We start from the raw sequence: 19526 nt of genomic DNA, 5'->3' as shown, positions 1-19526 counted from the left end.
AGATTCACCAAAACGAAAGCCCGTGGGGCTATCCGTGGCGTCGAGGCTACGGAGACTTTCATGACGGGCATCGCGTTTGTCGGCACGGGTTTCGTCGCCGATTACTACAAGACCACGCTGTCCAACCACCCTGAGCTGAAGCTCATCGGCGTGTACGACCGGGCGCCGGCAGAACTCCAGCGGTTTTGCGCCTTCTACTCGGTTCCCGGATACCCCTCGCTGGACGCCGTGCTCGACGATAGCCGGGTCGACATCGTCGTCAATCTGACCAATCCCGAAAGCCACTACGAGATCTCCCGGCGCGCGCTCGACAAGGGCAAGCACGTCTATTCCGAAAAGCCTCTCGCCATGCATCGGGAAGAGGCGGAGGCGCTGGTGCGGTTTGCGGCGGAAAAGGACCTCTGCCTCGCCGCGGCTCCCGCCAACGCCCTGAGCCCGGCTCATACGGCCGTCGCTGCGGCGATTGCCGCCGGTGACATCGGTACGCCCCGCCTCGCCTATGCGGAACTGGAGGACGGCGCCGTCTTTCGCGACAGGTGGAAGGTCTGGCGCTCGCTTTCCGGCGCAAGATGGCCCGGCCTGCACGAGTTCGAGATCGGCTGCACGCTGGAACATGCGGGCTATGCCCTGTCCTGGCTCACCTCGCTGCTCGGACCGGTAGAGACCCTGACTGCCTTCTCCTCGCTCACCTTCCCCGACAAGGGCGAAGGAACCAGGCATCTCGCCATGGGTCCCGACTTCTCCGTCGGCTGCCTGAAATTCGCCTCCGGCGCAGTCGCGCGGTTGACCTGCGGGCTTGCCGCACCGCGCGACCGCTCGCTGACCATCCTTGGCGACGCCGGTACGATCCTGGTGCGCGATCTTTGGGATCACCACTCCCCGGTCTACCTGGAAAAGGCCGGCGCGCCCCGCTCCATCGCCGACAAGGTTCGCGGCCGCATCGAGCGCCGGTTGGCAAACGTCCTGCATCTCAGGCCGCGCCCCGGAAGACGTCTTGCCTTGCCGGTCGAGACGCCGCGCGCGCAACTGCCGGCGTTTCCGTCGCAGATCGATTTTTCTCGTGGCGTCGCCGCCCAGGCCAAGGCGATCGCCAACGGCGGCGCGCCATTCTTTTCCGGGGATGTGGCGCTGCACATCGCCGAACTGGCGTTGGCGCTTTCCGGCGCGGGAGAGCAGGCCGCCCCCTATGAAGTCAGGTCGACTTTCAGCCCCGCTCTGGCGGCCGTCCAAGCACCGCGTCGATGATCTCCAGCACGGCCACGCTGTGGTCGAGCGGCATGACGTCGGACTGCCGCGCGCCGCGCCGCACCGCTTCCATGACGGCCGCCGCCTCGAACTGGAGTCCGTTGACTGCAAAGCGATAGCTTTCGGCCTTGCGCCCCGGCAGCGGCAAGCGCGCAAGCAGCTTCGCCGCGATGCCGGAGACTGGAGTTCTTGCGCCAACCAGCGGAAGGTCGCGCACGCTCTTGCCGAACACCGTCACCCTTTGTGCCTTGAGAAAAGGCTGCTCCAGGCGGATGGCGCCGCGGGAGCCAAGGATCGTAAAGCTGTTGTGCCCGTTGCGATCGAAGCCGCAGGAGAGCGCCGCCTTCGCCTGGCCGAAAGCTAGCTTGAACTCGCAGCGCAGGTCGACGCCGCTCTTGGCTGGCCACCAGCGCCCGGAATGCCGGTCTGGCAGCCCGAGCAGGTGGAGCGCCAGCGACAGCGGATAGACGCCGAGATCCAGCGCGGAGCCTCCGCCGAGCGCGGGATCGAAGAACCGCCCGTCGGCGCTCTCTTGCTTGCGATAGGCGAGTTCCGCCTCGATGCGTTCGATCTCGCCGATCGTCCCCGTGGAGATCATGTCCCGGACCGCCGCGACCGCTGGCAGGAAACGCGTCCACAACGCCTCCATGGCGAAGCAGCCGCTCGCCTTCGCCATCTCTGCGATGCGAGCCGCGTCCGCGGCCGACGTCGCCAGCGGCTTCTCCACCAGCACCGGCTTGCCGGCGGCAAGCGTCTGCAGAGCCTGCGGCGCATGAAGCGAGTTCGGCGTGGCGATGTAGACGCCGTCGATCGTCGTGTCGGTCAGCAGAGCCGCCAGTTCCTGATGGAATCGTGTCGCACCCGTGGCGCGCATCAGGCGCACCGCGGACGCCTCGCTTCGCGAGCACACCGCGCCGACGCGCATCCCCGCGATACTGCCAAGATCGGCCGCGAACTGCCGTGCGATCACGCCGGCCCCCACGATGCCCCAGGTGAAAGGGCGCGTCGATTGCGGTTGCAATGTGCGAATATCGGTGTCCTGCATCGCACGACCATAGGCCGGTCCGCCTAAGAGAGGATTGACGCTGCAATCGCCCGGCATCGCCTGCAAGCAGGGGCGTCGCCGACCTCGACTACCTCGAATAGCCGACTTGTGCCGCTCATCCGGACGGCGTTCGATCAGCCTGGACGGAGCTGAGGGCAAGGTCATGCGCAGACTGGTTCTTCTCCTGCTGATGGTAATGGCGTGTGGCCCGGCGTCGGCCCAGTTCGACCAGCAGCTCCAGGCCGCGCTCATCGGGATATTGAAGGGTGAGTTCGAGACACATTTTAGCCTGCCGGTCGACCAACCGATCGCCTACGCTCTCGGCTTCGAATACCTCAACGAACTGGACAAGCTCTGCCCGGGTCACACACCGGACAACCTCGCCGGTATCCGCGAGACCATGTACAACACCTACGGGGCCTACAACCTGCTCTTCGTCAGGGGCGAGAAGCTGCCGCCCGGCACGAGCTTCATGACGGGCATGGGCGTTCTCCTGTCACGCATCCCGAAGGCGCTTGGCCCCGTTTCCATCAACCGTGACGCTATCAGGGCCCTCAATCCCCCCGCGATGGCCGAAGCGACGAAGAGGTTGACGGACCGCGGCTGCAACGACCCCGACATGGGCAGGTTCATCTCGAACCTCGCCGCGATCGCCACCTTCGGCCGGATCCGCCATCGCGTGACGCCGATGTCCCCGGCCTTCGTCCGCGAGGAACTGGTCGCCGGCGGCGCAGGCCGTGTCTGCTACTATGATGACGACACGACGGACTCGTCCGAATTGTCCCAGGGCTACAAGACGATCACCATGATCAACTTCGCCCGAGCGATCTCGCCGCTGGAGATCCTTGTGCTGAACCTGCAGGCTCCTCCCGGTCAGCCTCCGGACCAGCCCAACTTCATGCACTTCGAATGTCCCGCGACACCGGACCCGGCCTTCCCGCTGTCAAAGACCTTCGTCGACCCGAAGGAGAGCGCTCCGCTTCAGCCGGGAACGTCGACCGCCCAGCGGATGGCGGACTACTTCGTGGACGACCTGATCCCGAAGGCGGGAGAGCATCTGACCGGCGTAAGGGCGCAGGCCGACGCCGCTTTCTTCGCCGCTCTGCGTGAGGAGATCGTCAACTTCGAGTCCGTCGACCTCCCGCTGCAGGAGATCGAACGCGCAGTGGCCGCCTTCAAGCGGTCCGAGGCAGCGCGGGGAGCGCGGGTCGTCGAACCCGACTGGGTCCTCAACAAGAACTTCGAGAGCTATCTCAGGGTCCAGAAGTACAAGGCAGCGTTCGGAGACAAGCTGTTCGACATGGCCGCCAGCCCGCAGGCCACCAAGAAGGGGATCCCGAACTACCTCTCGATGCGCGATGTCGAACCGCTGATCGACATGCGCGACCCGCTCTGAAACGAGCTGGTCGCGGTCCCGCGCGCCACGTTCAGCGGCTGTCCCACATCCAGCTGCGGTCGCGCCACAGCTTTTCGCCAGCGAGACAATCATAGCGCAGGCGGTGCTGCGCAAAGATGACCTGAGGGCTGCCCGCTTCGCCGGACACCCATATCGGCGCGTTGGCGCCAGCGAGCTCGAGGACCAGCTTGCGACGCACCGCTTCGGGGAACTGTTCCCAGTCGTTGACGGGGATCATGAAAGCGCCCGGCCCGCCGATCACGCAATCCGTGTAGTAGAGATCGAGATCGTCCACATCGTAGGCGCTGGTGAGTCCGCCATTGGTCATCAGCGGCAGGCCGTTGATGACGATACCCTGTGCCACGGCGAGGTCGCGCGACAGGTCGACCTGCGGCCCCTGATTGTTCGGCCCATCGCCGGAAATGTCGATGACACGCTTCGTCCCCCGATAATTGGTCTCGGCGAACAGGTCGACGCCAAAATCGATGGCGCTCGAGATCGACGTGCGACGCGCGCTGTTTGACGGCGCGGCCGTGAGTTTCGCCGCGACCGCCTCGGCATCCTGTCGGCTTTCAATGACTGTCCACGGCACGATCACCCGCTGGGAGGTCGAGCCTGCCCATTCGAAATAGGTGATTGCGATCTTGCCGTAGCCGCCCGCGGCGATGGCATCGATCACCTGCTGGTCGGTCAGCGCGGCAGCATAGCCGTGGCGCTGGATCTCCAGTTCGCTGGGGGACATGGAAAGCGACACATCGACGGCGAGTACCAGCTCCACGTCGACCGGCTCCACCGCGGATGCACCGGGCGCGAAGTACAGGATCGGCGCCAGGGCGACGCCGCCCAAGACTCCCCGCCATGCGCTTGCCCGACGAGACATGAGAGCAAGGTAAGCGAGATTCGCCTCCCGCGGAAGCCCCGGATGCGTTCGCGCGGCGTCGGGTCTTTTCCCGCTTGCGGGCGCCGCGCCGGCCTAGGCCAAGGGCGGCGGCTCAGCTTCGCGGCTTCAGGTTCTCCGGGTCATAGAGCGGCTCGTAACCGACGCCCGCCACCCTCACCGGATAGCGCTCGCCAAAGTACTCGATCTCGAACGTGTTGCCTTTCTCCGCTCTGTCGTGCGGCAGGTAGGCGAGCATGATCGTCTTGCCGATGGTGGGGCCGAAGGCCATCGATGTCGTGAAAGAGCGCCGCCCGAGCGAATCCACCAGCGTCTCACCGGTCGCCGGGTCGAGGATCGGACAGATGCCGACCGGATAGCGCGCGACGCCCCTGGAATCGACGTTCTGCTCCAGCGTCAGCGTGCACAGCATTGCCGGCTGATGCGGCCGGGCGCGATGTTCAAGATGCTTCGCCTTGCCGCGGAAGTCCGCTTCCTTGACCTTCGGCCGCTGCAGGTCCGCCTCCAGCAGATTGTACTCGGTGAGCAGATCCGCGTTCTGCAGGCGCAGGCTTTTTTCCATGCGGCGGCTGTTCGCATAGGTCTCGACGCCGAAGGCCATCACTCCCGTCGCGCGCAGTGCGTCCCAGACGGCCAGCCCGTCCTCGTAGCGCATGTGCAGTTCCCACCCCTGCTCGCCGACATATGAGATGCGGAAGGCGGTCACGTCCCTGCCCCCGATCCTGAGCGGTTTGATCGCAGCGAAAGGAAAGTTTTCGGGCGAAAGCCCGGCAGGCTCGTCAACGACCTTCTGCAATGTCGCGCGCGCATTGGGGCCCCAGATGCCGATGGTGACGAACTTTTCCGTGACATCGGTGATACTTACGTCGAAGCCTTTGTCCTCGGCCACCCGCTTCACATAGTGAAAGTCGCGCGGCCCGGCGTCCGCCCCGTCGATCACCCGGCAGCGGTCGGCCATCCGGATGACGGTCAGGTCGGCGCGCACCATGCCCTCGTCGTCGAGGAAGTGCGTGTAGATGCCCTTGCCGATATTGGCGTCGCCGCCGATCCTTGCCGCGCACAACCATTCCATCAGCGCGACGTGGTCCGGCCCCTCGACGTCGAACATGTAGAAGTGCGAGAGGTTCACGATGCCGCAATCCTCGCTCATGGCGAGATGCTCGGCGTTGGAGACGCGCCAGAAATGGCGGTGGTCCCACTCGTTTGTCCGGACCGGCACGCGGTCGCCGTACTTCTCAAGCAGGTGCTCGTTGGCGGCGTAGCCGTGCGCGCGCTCCCAGCCGCCGAGTTCCATGAAATGACCGCCGAGTTCCTTCTCACGCTCGTAGAAGGGCGAGCGGCGAACATTGCGCCCCGTTGCGTAGGGCTCGCGCGGATGAACCGCCGGATTATAGACTTTCTGTGCGGCCTCGCTGCAGCGACCGGCTACGAAGTCCTCCTCCAACTGGTGCGGATAGAATCGGGAGTAGTCGATCCTCGCGTGGTCGATGGGTGTGCGTCCGTCGGTCATCCAGTCGGCGACCAGCTTGCCCATGCCGGGCGCGTCCTTCACCCAGATGGCCAGGGCATACCAAAGCCCCCTCACCTTCTGGCTTTCGCCGATCGACGGACCGCCATCGGCTGTCACCTGCAGCAGGCCGTTGAACGAGCGCCGTTCGTCGTAGCCCAGTTCCCCGAGGATCGGCGTCAGTTCGATGGCGCGTTCCAGCGGCTCGAGGATCTGCTCCATGTCGAGATCACGCTGCGACGGCGACAGCCGCGCCTGGTGCTTTTCGAGCAAATCGCGCGGGTGGACGAGGCGCGGGTTCTTCTCTTCGTAATAGCCCCACTCGATCATCCCGCCTTCCGAGGTCGTCGGGTCGCCGGTGTCGCGCATGTAGGCCGAGTTGCCCTGGTCACGGAGCAGCGGATATCCGATCTCCTTGCCGGTGCCGGCAAACTCCGTGTACGGCCCGAAGAAGGTCAGCGGATGGTCGATCGGCATGACCGGCAAATCCTCGCCCGCCATTTCCGCGATCAGGCGGCCCCACAGGCCGGCGCAGACGACCACATAATCGGCATGGATCGTCCCGCGGTCGGTCACCACACCCTTGATGCGGCCGTTCTCGATGACCAGCGACGTCGCCGATGTATTCGCGAAGGCCTGCAACTTGCCGGCAGCCACGCCCTCGTCCACCAGCTTGCCGGCGACCGTCTGCGAACGCGGGATGACAAGGCCGGCATCGGGGTCCCACAGCCCGCCCTGGATGACGCTTTCCTCGATCAGAGGGAATTTCTGCTTGATCTCCGCCGGATCGATGAGCCGCGCGCGTGTTCCGAAGGCCTTCGCCGAGGCGACCTTGCGCTTGATTTCGTCCATGCGCTGATCGTCGCCGACGCGAGCGACCTCGAGCCCGCCCGTCCGCTCGTAGTGACCGAGCTTGTCATAGAAGTCGATGGAGTAGAGCGACGTCCAGCACGACAGGAAGTCGTGGCTGGTCATGTAGCAGAAGTCCGAGGCGTGCGCCGTCGAGCCGATGTCGGTCGGGATGCCGGACTTGTCGATACCGACGATATCGTCCCATCCGCGCTCGATCAGGTGATGCGCAACCGATGCGCCAACGATCCCGCCCAGCCCGATGATGACGACCCTCGCCTTCCCCGGAAACTCTGCCATTGCCCGCGACTCCACGATGATTTGGCGCGCAGACTATAGAGAGCCGCAGCGCGATTGCAGCCTGTTTGCGACATTGCGAAAAAGCCGCGCGACGGGATGGGAGCGCGCGGGCGTCCACCATCAACCTTAACAACACGTCACTTCGCAGCGTTAACGAATTTCCGTCATGTGGCTGGTAGGAATGCGCGGTTGCGTGGCAGGGGAGCCTTACATGAGCATCTCGCTCGATCGTGCGGGCAGCCGGCAGAAAGCCGGACTTGGCCGAATGCTGTTGTCGCCGCAGGCGCTGCTGGCGCTGGCTGGCGTGCTCGTCTGCCTGCTCCTCGCCGTGCCGCTCTCGGCGCCGATCGGCCCGATGTATTGGGACGTGATGATCTACTATGATGCGGCGAACCGCATCTTCGACGGTCAGGCGCCCGTCCTCGACTTCTTCACGCCCGTTGGCCCGCTCGGATACTACATCTTCGCAGGATGGCTCACGCTGTTTCCAGGTGCCCAGCCGACGCTGATCGCCCACTGGTCGCTGCTGGTCCTGACCGCGCCCCTCATGGCGCTGGTGGTGTGGCAGATCGATCAGCGCTCCCGCGTCACCGCGCTTGCGCTGCTCCTCCCGTTCCTGATCTTCGCGCTGCTGCCGTTCAATACGCGGGAATTCTATCCTTACCCCGGCTCCGACGGCTTCGGCATCTACAACCGCCAAGTCTGCCAGGTCCTCTACGTGCTGGTGGCGGCGCTCCTCTTCGTCAAGAACCGCTGGCTGCTGGCCTCCATCATCGCGGTCGCCATGACCGCTCTCTTCTTCCTCAAGATCACCGGTTTCGTCGCCGCCGTATCGATCGTCGTCTTCGCCTTCCTGGCCGGCCGGGTGCCGCTCAGGCATGCAGTCGCCTCGGCGCTCGCCTTCGCCGTTGTGCTTGGCGGCCTCGAACTCTCCACAGGCATCGTCAGCCACTACCTCGCCGACATCGGCCAGTTGGTCGAGATGAACAGCGGCTCGCTGTTGCCGCGCTTCCTGCAGTCGATGTCCAACAATTTCGGGATCATCCTGCCCGCCGCGGCACTCGGCCTGCTGCTCTTGTGGGCCGATCGCGGGCTTCTCCTGCAGCGCGCGGCGACCGCATGGCGCACGCGCCGCCCGGCCGACGTCGGCGTCCTGTTCGATCACCACGGCCTGTGGCTCGCAGCCGTACTCGCGGCCGGCATCTTCTTCGAGACGCAGAACACCGGCAGCCAGGCGCTGATCTTCCTGTGGCCGGTGCTGCTTGCGGTCCTGCTGCGTTCGGGAGCCTTGATGGCGAAGCCGAAGCTGATGATCACGGTCTTCGCGCTCGCCGCGGCCGCCGCCCTGCCCCCCGCCGTCGCCGTCGTCGAGCGCGCGGCGCGCACCTATGTCGGCGCGGCGAAGAACCTGGCGCTCCAGCATCAGAACCTCAAGACGCTCGGCAGCATCAACATGCGCGACGAGGTGGAGCGCCGCGTGACGGCGATGATGGGTTTCTATCCGCAGCACCGCGACCTCTACGAGGACCTCACCGGCGCCGAGGTGCTGCCGTCGCCCGTCTTCTACTCGGAGTTCGATTTCCAGGTGACCCACCTGATCGGCATCGACCGCGCCATCAGCTCCATCCGCGCCCTGGAGGCGGCAAAAGACGTTCGCTTCGAGACCATCATGTCGCTGAACTTCGTCAACCCGTTCCCATGGCTGATGGACCGCTCGGCGCCGCTTCACATTGCGATCGGCGCCGATCCGACCCGAGCCGTCCCCGATCCGGGATCGGAGGAAGAGGCGGCGGTCAGCGCGACCGATCTGGTGCTCTACCCGACCTGTCCTCCGACGACGGCCAATGCGATGCTGTACGAGATGTACGCGTCGGCCCTGACGACCCACAAGCGGATAAAGCTTGACGCCTGCTACGACGCGTTCGTCCATCCGAGACTGGCTGAGCTGGTTGACTGACCTGCGAAGGAACGAAAAGGCCGGGCGCGTGGCCCGGCCTTCGATATCTCAGCTGACGTGGGTCTGGCCTACCTCACCTGGCTCTTCACGAAGTCCTTCACGATGGCCACGATGCCGCGCGACAGCAGGTCGTCGAAGGCGTTGACGAACTGGTCGACGTCCTCGCGCGAGCAGGTAAGCGGCGGCTCGAGACGGATGACGTTGCGGTTGTACTCGGTGAAGGCGACCAGCATGCCGTAGTCGCGCAAGAGCAGTGCGCCCACGAAGCCCGAGAGCGAACCCTTCAGCTTGTCGTCCAGCACGCTGACCACCGGCCGCAGCACCATCGGCAGCGTCTGCGAGAAGTCGTGGAACTCCAGCCCGATCATCAGGCCCTTGCCACGCACCTCCTTGACCAGCTTGGGGTGCTTCGCCTGAAGCTCCTGCAGCCGCTGGAGCAGATACTCGCCGGTCGCCGCCGAATTGTCGATCAGCCCCTCGTCATAGAGGATGTTGAGGGTTTCAATCGCCGTGACGCAGGCCTCGCCGATGCCGCCGAAGGTCGCCTGCGCATGGATCATCGCCGTCTTCGGGGTGCCGTAGGCCTTCATGTAGACGCCGCGCCTGGCGATCATCGCGGCCATTGCCGTCTTGCCGCCGCCGAGCGATTTGGCCAGCGCGGTCACGTCCGGCACCACGTCATAATGCTCGAATGCGTAGAAGCGGCCGGTCCGCCCCACGCCGCATTGCACCTCGTCGGCCACCCACAGCACGCCGTACTGGTCGCATAGCGCCCTGAGCTTCTGCCAGAACGCCTTGTCGGCCTGGATGATGCCGCCGCCGCCCTGCACAGTCTCCAGCACGATGACGCCGATCTCGGGATCGGAGCGGAAGGCGTTCTCGATCGCGTCGATGTCGCCGAACGGCACCTTCACGTTGTTGCCGACCAGCTTGAATTCGCCGCGGTAGAGCGGGCTGTCGGTCAGCGACAGCACGCCCTTGGTTTTCCCGTGGAACGAGTTCTCGGCATAGACGATCTTGGGACGCTTCGGGCCGGCCGCGCGTTCGGCGACCTTCACCGCCGCTTCCATCGCCTCGGAGCCGGTCGAGCCCAGGAACACCATGTCCAGATCGCCCGGCGAGACCTGAGCCAGATTGTAGGCGAGCGCCGAGGCATATTGCGACATGAAGGCGATGGCGATCTCGTGCCGCTTCTCGTCCTGGAAGCGCTGGCGCGCGTTCAGGATCCTGGGATGGTTGTGGCCGAGGGCCAGCGAGCCGAACCCGCCGAAGAAATCGAGGATCTTTCTGCCGTTCTGGTCGAAGTAGTGCATTCCCTCGGCGCGCTCGACCTTCACCTTGTTGAAGCCGAGCAGCTTCATGAAATGCAGCTGGCCGGGGTTGATGTGGTCCTTGAACAGGTCCGTCATCCGGGCGACGTCCATCTTCTTGGCGTCATCGACAGTCAGCAGGTTGGGCTTCGCCAGCATATTGTGGCCGACGCCAGGCGCATTCAGAACGGCGCCCGCTTCCGGTTTGGTCATCACGTTCATCGACAGGACTCCTATTCGGCGGGCACGTGCGCGGGAGAGCCGGAACGGCCTTCCTTTTTCGCACGGTATTCGGTGTAGGCGGCGATCAGCATGTCTTCGTCGCGGTATTGCGGCACCCAGCCGAGGTCGCGCTTGCCCTTCGACACGTCGAGCACGCATTCCTCGTCGGCGATCAGATACTGCTCCGGATCCATGATCGGCATGTTCATGAGGTCGAGCAGGTCGAGCGTGCGCTTCACCGCCCAGCCCGGCGTCGGGATCAGGATCGACTTCGAACCGGCATGGCGGATGAGGTCGCCGAGCAGCTTGCGGACCGGCGGCGGATTGAGGGAGCCGAGATTGTAGGCCTCGTTCGGCACGCCGCCGAGCCACGCAAGGCGCGCCGCCTCCGCGCAGTCGAACACCGAAATGAACTGGTAGGGGTTCCTGCCGGACCCGATCATCGGCACGGGCAGGTTCCAGTCGATGAGCTTGAACAGCTTCTCAAGGATGCCAAGACGGCCGGGGCCGATGATCAGGCGCGGCCGGAACAGCGAGATGCGCATGCCGCGCTCGCGCCACTGATGCGCCAGTTGCTCCGTCTCCCACTTCGACATCCCGTATTCGCCGAGCGGAGCGACGGGATGCTCCTCGGTCATCGGATAGGTGAGCGTGTGGCCGTAGATCATGTCGGTCGTGTAGTGGACGAGCTTCGGCGCGCCGGCCTTGTCCATCGCCTCGATGATGTGCTTCGTGCCGTCATAGTTGACGGGATAGAAGAACTCGTGGCGCTTCGTCCGCACCTGGAGCGGCGACAGCATCTTGGCCGACAGGTTGTAGACCATGTCGTCGGGTTTGATGCCCACGGCGGCCACGGAGGCCGGATCCGTGACGTCCGTCGGAACATGGCGGACGCTGCGGTAATGAGCCAGGTCGCTCTTGGCGATGTCGGCGACCACCACTTCCTGTCCGTCGGCCAGAAGTTTCGGGGCAAGGTGGCGACCGACAAACCCGTCGCCGCCAAAAATGATGTGTCTCATCGGGCTAGCTCACTCGTCTGGATGGATTCTTGGGAAGGGGATGCCTCGACATGGCCGCTGCCGCCCTGTGCGATCAGGATGGTGCCGACGCAGATGAAGCCGATGCCGGCGATGCGCCAGGCGTTCAGGTCCTCGCGGAAGACGAAATAGGCGAACACGGCCACCGCGACATAGGCAAGGCTGAGGAACGGATAGGCGAAGGAGAGCTCGACCTTGGACAGGACATAGAGATGCGACGCCATCGAGATGACGAAGGTGCACAGGCCCAGGAACACCCAGGGGCTGAACACGATCTGCAGCAGCTTGACGACCGGGTTGACGCCTTCGAACGAGATCGGTCCCAGCGACATCATCCCGTGCTTGAGCATCAGCTGGGCGGCCGCGTTCGTCATCACCGTGAAGAGAATAAAGACGATGTATTTCATGTATTTGCCATCTCCGGCCCTTCCTGTTCCTATGCCGCCGCGACCTTGTGGCCGTCGTCTCTCGCCAGACGGCAGGCTGTGCGCTCCCAGAAGCCCGAACTGAACGCGGGGTCCCGCAGGGCCTGGAGCTTGCGCCATTGCGGAAACGACGCCGCAAAGGTGTGCTCGCTCATGCGGGCATCCTTGTAGGGGTTGACCGCTCCTCCGGCCGCGACAGTCATGCGGTCCAGTTCGGCCAGCAGCGCAAGCGTGCGCTCGCCGCGATGCGGGAAGTCGAGCGTCAGCGTGTAACCCGGCCGCGGAAACGACAGGATGCCCGGCGAAGCGACAGCGCCGAACCGCTTCAGCACGGTGAGAAAGGAGCCCTGCCCCGCCTTCTGCGTCGCGGCGAGCATGGCCGGTATGGTTTGCGGCGCGGCCTCGAAGGGGATGACGCTCTGGTGCTGGTGCAGCCCACGCGGGCCGTAGAGCCTGTTCCAGTTGCCGACCCCGTCCAGGGGAAAGAAGAAGGAGCGGAAGTCCGAGATCCGGGTGCCCGCCGCGCGGCCCTTGGCCAGCCGGTAGGCCGTGTTGAACACCTTCAGGAACGGCTGGTTGAGGACCGTGAACGGCGGCGTGAACGGTACCGATAGTCGCGCCGCCTTTTGCGGCGCCTCATAGCGGCCGGTCTCGGCGTGGTTTCCCGCCAGCAGTAGCCCGCGTCCGAAACCGTAGCCCGTCGCCAGCTGATCGATCCAGGCGACGGCGTATTCGTTGTCCTGATCAGCCGCCTCCGCGAGTTCGAAATAGGCGTCGAGGGTCCGAAACGCGGTGACGCGCTCGGCCACGTCGACTGACGTGACCCGCATCATGGATATCTCGGCCGAGAGGATCAGCCCGGTAAGGCCCATGCCGCCGATGGTGGCTGCAAACAGATCGGGGTTCTGGCTCCTGGAGCAGTCGCGGACGCGGCCATCCGAGCGCAGCAGCTTGAAGCTCCGGACGTGCGCGCCGAACGTGCCGCGGCGGTGATGGTTCTTGCCGTGCACATCGTTGGCGATAGCGCCGCCGATTGTCACGTGCTGCGTTCCGGGAACGGCAGGCGGGAAACACCCGCGCGGCGCCACCTGGGCGATCACGTCGGACAGGAGCGCGCCGGCCTCCACCCTGAGTATCCCGGTCTCGGCATCGAACTCGAGAATCCGGTTGAGGTCTCTCATGTCCACCGCGAGGCCTCGGGGATTGAGGCAGGAATCGCCGTAGCTGCGGCCGTTTCCATAGGCGAGCAGCGAATTCGGCTCCGCCTCGCCCGCCATCAACCGCGCAATCGCCCACTGCGACGACAGTCCATGCCTCGCCGGCGACGCGAAGCGCCCGAAGCTCTCGTAGTTCTCGCTCATGGCGCGATCACTGCGCAGACAATGAGCAGCGCGCCAAACAGCGCCACGAGCTGACTGCGCCAGTCTCTCGTGATGAAGACGACCGGATCGTCATGCATCTCGTCGCGCCGCGCGAGGATCCAGATGCGCATGGTGAGATAGAGCACGATCGGCGCCAGCGGCCACATCATGTAGGGATGGGCGTATTGCTCGCGCACCGCGTCGCTGTCGATGTAGAGCGCCAAGACCAGCGCCGAGGAGAAGGCGGAGGCCATGCCGGCCTGCGCGATGATGTCTTCGTCCTCCGGCCGATAACCACGGCCAGCGATCCGCTGTTTGGGATCGAGTGCGGTGGCGCGCAGCTCGACGTAGCGCTTCACCAGCGCCAGCGAGAGAAAGAAGAAGATCGAGAAGGCAAGCAGCCAGAACGATACATCCATGCCCGTCGCCGCCGCGCCGGCGATGATACGCATCGTGTAGAGCCCCGCCAGCATCAGCACGTCGAGCAGCAGCATCCGCTTGATCGCCAGCGAATAGGCGGTGGTGCAGGCGAAGTAGACGCCGAGCGCGGCGAGGAAGAGCGGCGGCAGCAGCAGCGCCGTGCCGACACTGATCGCCAGTAGCACCATTGCCGAGATCAGCCCGAACTTCATCGACAAAAGGCCGCTGGCGAAGGGCCGGTTGCGCTTTGTCGCGTGCTTGCGGTCGAGCGTGAGATCAAAAAAATCGTTGACGATGTAGACCGCGGATGCAGTCGCGCTGAATGAGATGAATGCGAGCATCGCCGCCCACACGATCGCCATGTTCGCATATTCGTGCGACAGCACGACCGGGACGGCGATCAGGACATTCTTCAGCCACTGGTGTACGCGCAACATCTTGAGGACGGTGCGCAGCGTCGGTTTGGGCGTCTCCAGCAATTCCGCGCGGTTCGCCGATTGCCAGCGGGCGGCCGCCCTGTCGGGCGCCACGACAATCGCTTCGCGCGCGGCGTCAAAAACCTTCAGGTCGTGCCTGCTGTTGCCGGCGTAGTCGAAGCCGCCGTCGCCGAAGGCCTCGCACAGCGTCGCGCGCTTGCGTTCGGAAGTGAGGTTGTGAAGGCCGTCGGTCGCCATCACCTGATCGAACAGGCCGAGATGCGCGGCGATCGCCTCGGCGAACCTGCGGGGCGTGCCGGTGGCGAGAATAACCTGCCGGCCCGCTGCGCGCTCCCGTCGAATGCGTTGGAGGACGGCGTCCCGGTAGGGCAACGTCGCAGGGTCGATGTCGACGCGCGCCGCAATCTCCTGCTTCAGCCGCGCCGGTCCCTGCAGCATCCAGAACGGGACCATGAAGAAAAGGAGTGGATTTCTCCTGAGCAGCAGGAAAAGGCCCTCCCACAGGAGGTCCGTCGCAATCAGCGTACCGTCGAGATCGACCGCAAGCGGAATCGTCTTCCTGTCCGATAATACGTCCATGTGGCCCGCGCCCTGCTTGACGCCTCTGCCCATGGTCCCGGCGCCCTTGCCGCGCGGTATAGCGAACTCGAGTCAGCGAAGATTTAACCTGCGCACTGTTGCTTTCGCTGCAAGCGCTTTTCGGCCGACAGCCTTAACGCAACCTTATCGAGAAACGCAAAAGGCCGGACAACCGTCCGGCCTTCTTTACGTGGATGGAGGCGAGGGCTACTTGACGCGCGCGACGCCGTTCTGGATCTCGATGGTCTCCGATCCCGTGAGCGCCTCGCGATCTCCGTTGGGCAAGGTAACGAAGCAGCCGCCGCTGCAGAACTCGACCGTCTCGCCCGCCGCCAGCGACAGTTCCGACTTGCTGCCGCCCTCCGTGACCATGATCGTGCGCGGCTCGCTGTCCCGATTGACGGCGGTCGCCGACATCGCAGAATTTGCCGCAGCCACAAGCGCAGCAAGCCCGATCAGGAACTTCTTCATTGCCGTTACCGGTGTCGCCACCGCCTCTGTTGCCGTTGCAACGGTGTTGCCCGTTGCATCCACCTTATATTTGATCGATCCTGAACGGCAACTGAATGCAGCGTTCAGCCGGGTCCTGCTTCAGGCCGAAGCCTGCTTCCGCTGCCGGCCCGGCTTCGGCGTCTCGGCCTGCGCCTTTGCCTTTGCGGCAGGCGGCTTGACGGTCTCCTCACGCTCTGGTTCCGCGTGCTCAGGCTCCTCGTGCGCCAGTTCATCAGGCTTCGACTCCACGACCGCGCGGGGCGCCGACGGGATCTCGAGATGCTCCTGCGCGAAGGTCTCGACCACCTGGAAACGGATGTCGTTCTGGACGGCGCCGCCGTTGGTGATGTCGGCCAGGAAGACGCGGATCTCGAATTCGAGCGCGGCCGGGCCGAAGTTGGCAAACAGCACGAACGGCTCGGGGTTCTTGAGCACCATCGGATGCGAGCGCGCGATGTCGAGCAGCACCGCGTGCGCTTTGCGCACGTCGCTGCCGTAGGCAAGGTTCACCTTGATGTCGACGCGGCCGAGCTTGTTGCGATGCGTCCAGTTGCCGACGGCCCCGTTGATGAGCACCGAGTTCGGCAGGATCATTGTCTGGCGCTGGAAGGTTTCGATCTCGGTGGCGCGCACGCTGATCTTCTTCACCGTGCCGGAAACGTCGCCCGCGACAATCCAGTCGCCTGCCTTGAACGGCCGCTCCGCCAGCAGGATCAGTCCCGACACGAAGTTTGAAACGATGTTCTGGAGGCCGAAACCGATGCCGAGCGAAAGGCCGCCAGCCACCAGCGCGAGGCTGGAGAGGTTCAGACCCGCGGCAGAGATGCCGACCAGCGCGGCAAGCGCGATGCCGGCATAGCCGACGACGGTGCGGATCGAGTTGCGCACTCCGGCGTCGACCCGCCCGCGCGCCATCACCGAGCCGTCGAGCCAGCCCTGGAACCAGCGCGTCAGGAAGTAGCCGGCGATGAAGACCAGGATGCCGGTGAGGATGCCGGTGATCGAGATCGAAATCGAGCCGATCTGGATGCCCGTCGCGAGCCTGTAGGCCCACGCGCGAAGGTCGCCGACCTGGAAGCCCCACATGAACAGGATCATCGGGACGAAGATCGCTGCGATCATGAGGTTGATGCCGATGCTCACCACCAGCCCGAGCTGGTCGAGCGTCGCCTCGTTCATCTTGCCGCCAGCCGCCAGGCGCCTTCCGAACACGGTGCCGGCGAACCCTCCCTCATCGCCGATCGCCCGCGCCGACAGGAAACCGATATAGGCAAGCAGCAGGAGCGTTCCCGTCAGCACGACCTGCCCGGACAGGAACAGCGCCAGCCCGATATAGCCCAGCAACGCCGCCGCCAGCGTAAAGCCGCCGATCCCGAACAGCGCGTAGCGCAACCAGGTCGGCCACGGTCGCGCGTTCCCCTCGCTGTCACGGAAGGGCCGGATCAAGCCGACGAAGATCAGCAATAGGCCGACCGTCATCGTCGCGACGAAGCTGCGCGCGATGGTGATGGAAAGCGGCGCGCCCATCTGCTCGTTGATTTCGCGAAGGAAGCCGTTGACGCCCAGCACCAGCGCCATGGCCGTGGCGATGAACACCAGCCAGCGCGCAGCGCTGGTGTCTACCGGGACGAGCCGCCAGTTCGGCAGCGAGGGTGACAGCGCCGCCCGCGCCAGCCTGTTCACGCAGAACACGATCAGGATGAAGCCCGACAGGGATCGCAGAAAGCCTCCGATGTCGCCGCGCAATACATTGAAATAATTGAAGAAAAAATCCGTCGAGAACAGGAAGACCCCGAGCGCGAGCGTCGGCAGCAGCGTCGACCAGAAAGCAACCGAGAGTCGGGTCAGGTAGGACGGGTCATCGTCCGCTGGGTCCGCCTCGATCAGCTGTCCGAACATGCGGCGGCCGCCGACCAGCAGGACCACGGCCGCGACCAGCGCCAGTATCGCCGCGCCCACCACAGCCTGGAACTTGAAGCGGACGACAAAACGCAGCCAGGAGGCGACCGACTGGTAGAAGGTGCTCAACTCATGCTGAGCGTCGATGAAGGTCTGCTGCCCGAGCGCGTCCATCAGGTCGTAGCGATCCGTAAAGACCTTCCGGAACAGCTCGCTCCTCATCGTGGCGATCTTCTCGATGAGGCCGCTGACGCGGATAGAAAGGTCTTCCGCCCTTCCTATCAGGACGTTAATCTGGGCTTTCTCCGCCTGCAGCGCCGTGCGCTCGTCCGACACCAACTCGGTTTCCGGCGTCTGGCCTTCCGCGGGAGCGGGGCCGAGCTGCTCCAGCCGCGCGTTGATTTCCGCCAGGCGCGGCCGGAAGGCGACGCTGCTGTGCAGCACTTCGACCGAGATTTCCTCGAGCGCCACACGCGCATCGACGAGCTTGTCGTCGCTGTCCTTGCTCTCCTCGATACGCTTTTCGATATCGTCGGTGCGCCGTGTCAGGCTGTCGAGAACGCTCTTCTGGCTGGAAACGATCTCTGAGGCGGGCTGCGGCGCGGGTGCCGCGGACTGCGCCGATGCCGCGACGGAGACGACCAGCAGCGCGGCAAGGACCGCCAGCAGTCGAAGGAAGTTGATGAAGGACTTGGCCAATCCCGGTCTCACATGCAGGGTCGATCGAACTGGCGCCCAGTGATAGACAGCGACGCTTGCACGAGCAAGCGACTCAGCCTCACCGACGCCTCAGGTCGGACAAACGATATGGCGTGGCGGAAATTTGGCCTTCACGGAAAATCCGGCACTATAGTGTCCGGGCTCGCGAACGAGATGGATGGGGCATGGCGGAATATTCAGCCTTTGCGCTGCTGAAAAATGCGCTTTCGGGAAACCGCGACTGGAGACCGGCCTGGCGCAAGCCGGACCCGAAGCCGACTTATGACGTCATCATCGTCGGCGGCGGCGGGCACGGCCTGTCGACCGCCTACTATCTCGCCAAGGAGCACGGCATCACCAATGTCGCGGTGCTCGAGAAGGGCTACCTCGGTTCCGGCAATGTCGGCCGCAACACCGTCACCGTGCGCTCCAACTACCTGCTGCCGCAGAACATCCGCTTCTACGAGCACTCGATGAAGATGTGGGAGGAACTCTCACACGACCTGAACTACAACGTCATGTTCTCCCAGCGCGGCGTCTTGGCGCTCGGCCATTCGCCGGGCCAGATCGACGAATTCGCCCGGCGCGGCAACGCCATGCGCCATCTCGGCGTCGATGCCGAACTGATGGACGTCGCCGCGATCAAGAAACTGATGCCGGGCATCGACGAAACCGCATCGGCGCGCTTTCCGATCGTCGGCGGCCTGATGCAGCGCCGCGCCGGAACGGCGCGTCATGACGCGGTCGCCTGGGGCTACGCCCGCGCCGCCGACAGGCGCGGGGTCGACATTCTGGAGAATTGCGAGGTCAACGGTTTCATCAAGGACGGGGATCGGGTGGTCGGGGTGACGACGTCACGCGGCGAGATCCGCGCGAAGAAGATCGCCGTCGCCGTCGCCGGATCGACCGGCCACGTCATGCGCATGGCCGGCGTCGACAGGCTGCCGATCGAAAGCCACGTGCTGCAGGCTTTCGTCACCGAATCGATAAAGCCGTTCCTGGACACGGTCGTCACCTTCGGCATGGGCCATTTCTATATGAACCAGTCTGACAAGGGCGGGCTGGTCTATGGCGGCGACATCGACGGCTACAACAGCTACGCGCAGCGCGGCAACCTGCCGATCGTCGAGGACGTGATGAGCGAGATGCTGGCGTTGTTCCCCAGCCTGGCGCCGGTGCGCGTGCTGCGCTCCTGGGGCGGCATCATGGACATGTCGATGGACGGCTCGCCGATCATCACGACTGGCCCGCTGCCCGGCATGTATCTCAACTGCGGCTGGTGCTACGGCGGCTTCAAGGCGACGCCTGCCTCGGGCTTCTGCTTTGCCCACACCATCGCCAGGGACCAGCCGCACGAATTCAATGCGCCCTTCAGCCTCGACCGCTTCCATAGCGGCGCAGTCATCGACGACAAGGGCCAGGGCGCGACGCCCCGGCTGCACTAGGCG

The 19526-nt window shown here is 64.7% G+C and carries 14 protein-coding genes; 4 read left to right on the top strand and 10 right to left on the bottom strand.

Translation table 11 applies throughout. The annotated features are described in order from the left end of the window. The first annotated feature begins 60 nt into the window (after window positions 1-60). The gene (locus PD284_RS12340) at window positions 61-1245 is read left to right on the top strand and encodes a Gfo/Idh/MocA family protein (protein ID WP_274628487.1); all 1185 of its coding nucleotides are present in this window, start codon (window positions 61-63) and stop codon (window positions 1243-1245) included. On the opposite strand, the gene PD284_RS12335 is transcribed toward PD284_RS12340, so the two are convergent. Beyond that, window positions 1205-2290 (bottom strand): Gfo/Idh/MocA family protein, encoded by a 1086-nt coding sequence (locus PD284_RS12335; protein WP_274628486.1) that lies wholly within the window; start codon window positions 2288-2290, stop codon window positions 1205-1207. The genes PD284_RS12340 and PD284_RS12335 overlap by 41 nt on opposite strands. Window positions 2291-2453: 163 nt before the next feature. Here PD284_RS12335 and PD284_RS12330 point away from each other — a divergent pair, with 163 nt between their 5' ends. Then, on the top strand, window positions 2454-3686 hold the full coding sequence (locus PD284_RS12330; RefSeq protein ID WP_274628485.1) for a hypothetical protein: 1233 nt from the start codon (window positions 2454-2456) through the stop codon (window positions 3684-3686). A 31-nt stretch (window positions 3687-3717) separates the two neighbouring features. Here PD284_RS12330 and PD284_RS12325 read toward each other — a convergent pair whose 3' ends face one another. Further along, entirely contained in the window at window positions 3718-4566 is an 849-nt protein-coding gene (locus PD284_RS12325) for a DUF1194 domain-containing protein (protein WP_274628484.1), read from the bottom strand. Between the two features lie 112 nt (window positions 4567-4678). Beyond that, a complete protein-coding gene (locus tag PD284_RS12320) occupies window positions 4679-7240 on the bottom strand; it encodes a GcvT family protein (protein ID WP_274628483.1) in 2562 nt (853 codons plus the stop codon). 211 nt (window positions 7241-7451) lie between these two features. On the opposite strand from PD284_RS12320, the gene PD284_RS12315 reads away from it, so the two are divergent. Next, window positions 7452-9197, top strand: coding sequence for a hypothetical protein (locus PD284_RS12315; protein ID WP_274628482.1), 1746 nt, complete (start codon window positions 7452-7454; stop codon window positions 9195-9197). Window positions 9198-9265: 68 nt separating this feature from the next. Here the strand turns inward: PD284_RS12315 and PD284_RS12310 are convergent, their stop codons facing one another. From PD284_RS12310 to PD284_RS12280, 7 genes are all read right to left on the bottom strand, one after another. Then, the gene (locus PD284_RS12310; RefSeq protein WP_274630621.1) at window positions 9266-10666 is read right to left on the bottom strand and encodes an aspartate aminotransferase family protein; all 1401 of its coding nucleotides are present in this window, start codon (window positions 10664-10666) and stop codon (window positions 9266-9268) included. A 74-nt stretch (window positions 10667-10740) separates the two neighbouring features. Then, window positions 10741-11748 carry an NAD-dependent epimerase/dehydratase family protein gene (locus PD284_RS12305; RefSeq protein ID WP_274628481.1) on the bottom strand — a complete coding sequence of 336 codons (1008 nt, stop codon included), beginning with the start codon at window positions 11746-11748 and terminating at the stop codon, window positions 10741-10743. Next, entirely contained in the window at window positions 11745-12173 is a 429-nt protein-coding gene (locus tag PD284_RS12300) for an EamA family transporter (protein ID WP_274628480.1), read from the bottom strand. Before PD284_RS12300 ends, PD284_RS12305 begins: the two co-directional genes overlap by 4 nt. A 29-nt stretch (window positions 12174-12202) precedes the next feature. After that, window positions 12203-13552, bottom strand: coding sequence for an FAD-binding oxidoreductase (locus PD284_RS12295; RefSeq protein ID WP_274628479.1), 1350 nt, complete (start codon window positions 13550-13552; stop codon window positions 12203-12205). Then, entirely contained in the window at window positions 13549-14988 is a 1440-nt protein-coding gene (locus tag PD284_RS12290; protein WP_274630620.1) for a UbiA family prenyltransferase, read from the bottom strand. Before PD284_RS12290 ends, PD284_RS12295 begins: the two co-directional genes overlap by 4 nt. A gap of 207 nt (window positions 14989-15195) precedes the next feature. After that, complete coding sequence (locus PD284_RS12285) at window positions 15196-15459, bottom strand: hypothetical protein (RefSeq protein WP_274628478.1); 264 nt, start codon at window positions 15457-15459, stop codon at window positions 15196-15198. A gap of 120 nt (window positions 15460-15579) precedes the next feature. Beyond that, on the bottom strand, window positions 15580-18078 hold the full coding sequence (locus PD284_RS12280) for a mechanosensitive ion channel family protein (protein WP_274628477.1): 2499 nt from the start codon (window positions 18076-18078) through the stop codon (window positions 15580-15582). 185 nt (window positions 18079-18263) lie between these two features. Here PD284_RS12280 and PD284_RS12275 point away from each other — a divergent pair, with 185 nt between their 5' ends. After that, window positions 18264-19523: a sarcosine oxidase subunit beta family protein gene (locus tag PD284_RS12275; RefSeq protein ID WP_274628476.1), complete on the top strand. Its 1260-nt coding sequence runs from the start codon at window positions 18264-18266 to the stop codon at window positions 19521-19523. Window positions 19524-19526: the final 3 nt, after the last annotated feature.

The sequence above is a fragment of the Mesorhizobium shangrilense genome, assembly GCF_028826155.1.
Classification (GTDB): domain Bacteria; phylum Pseudomonadota; class Alphaproteobacteria; order Rhizobiales; family Rhizobiaceae; genus Arvimicrobium; species Arvimicrobium flavum.
Note: the sequence above shows the minus strand (reverse complement) of the source record. Positions and strands in the feature narration are given on the sequence as shown.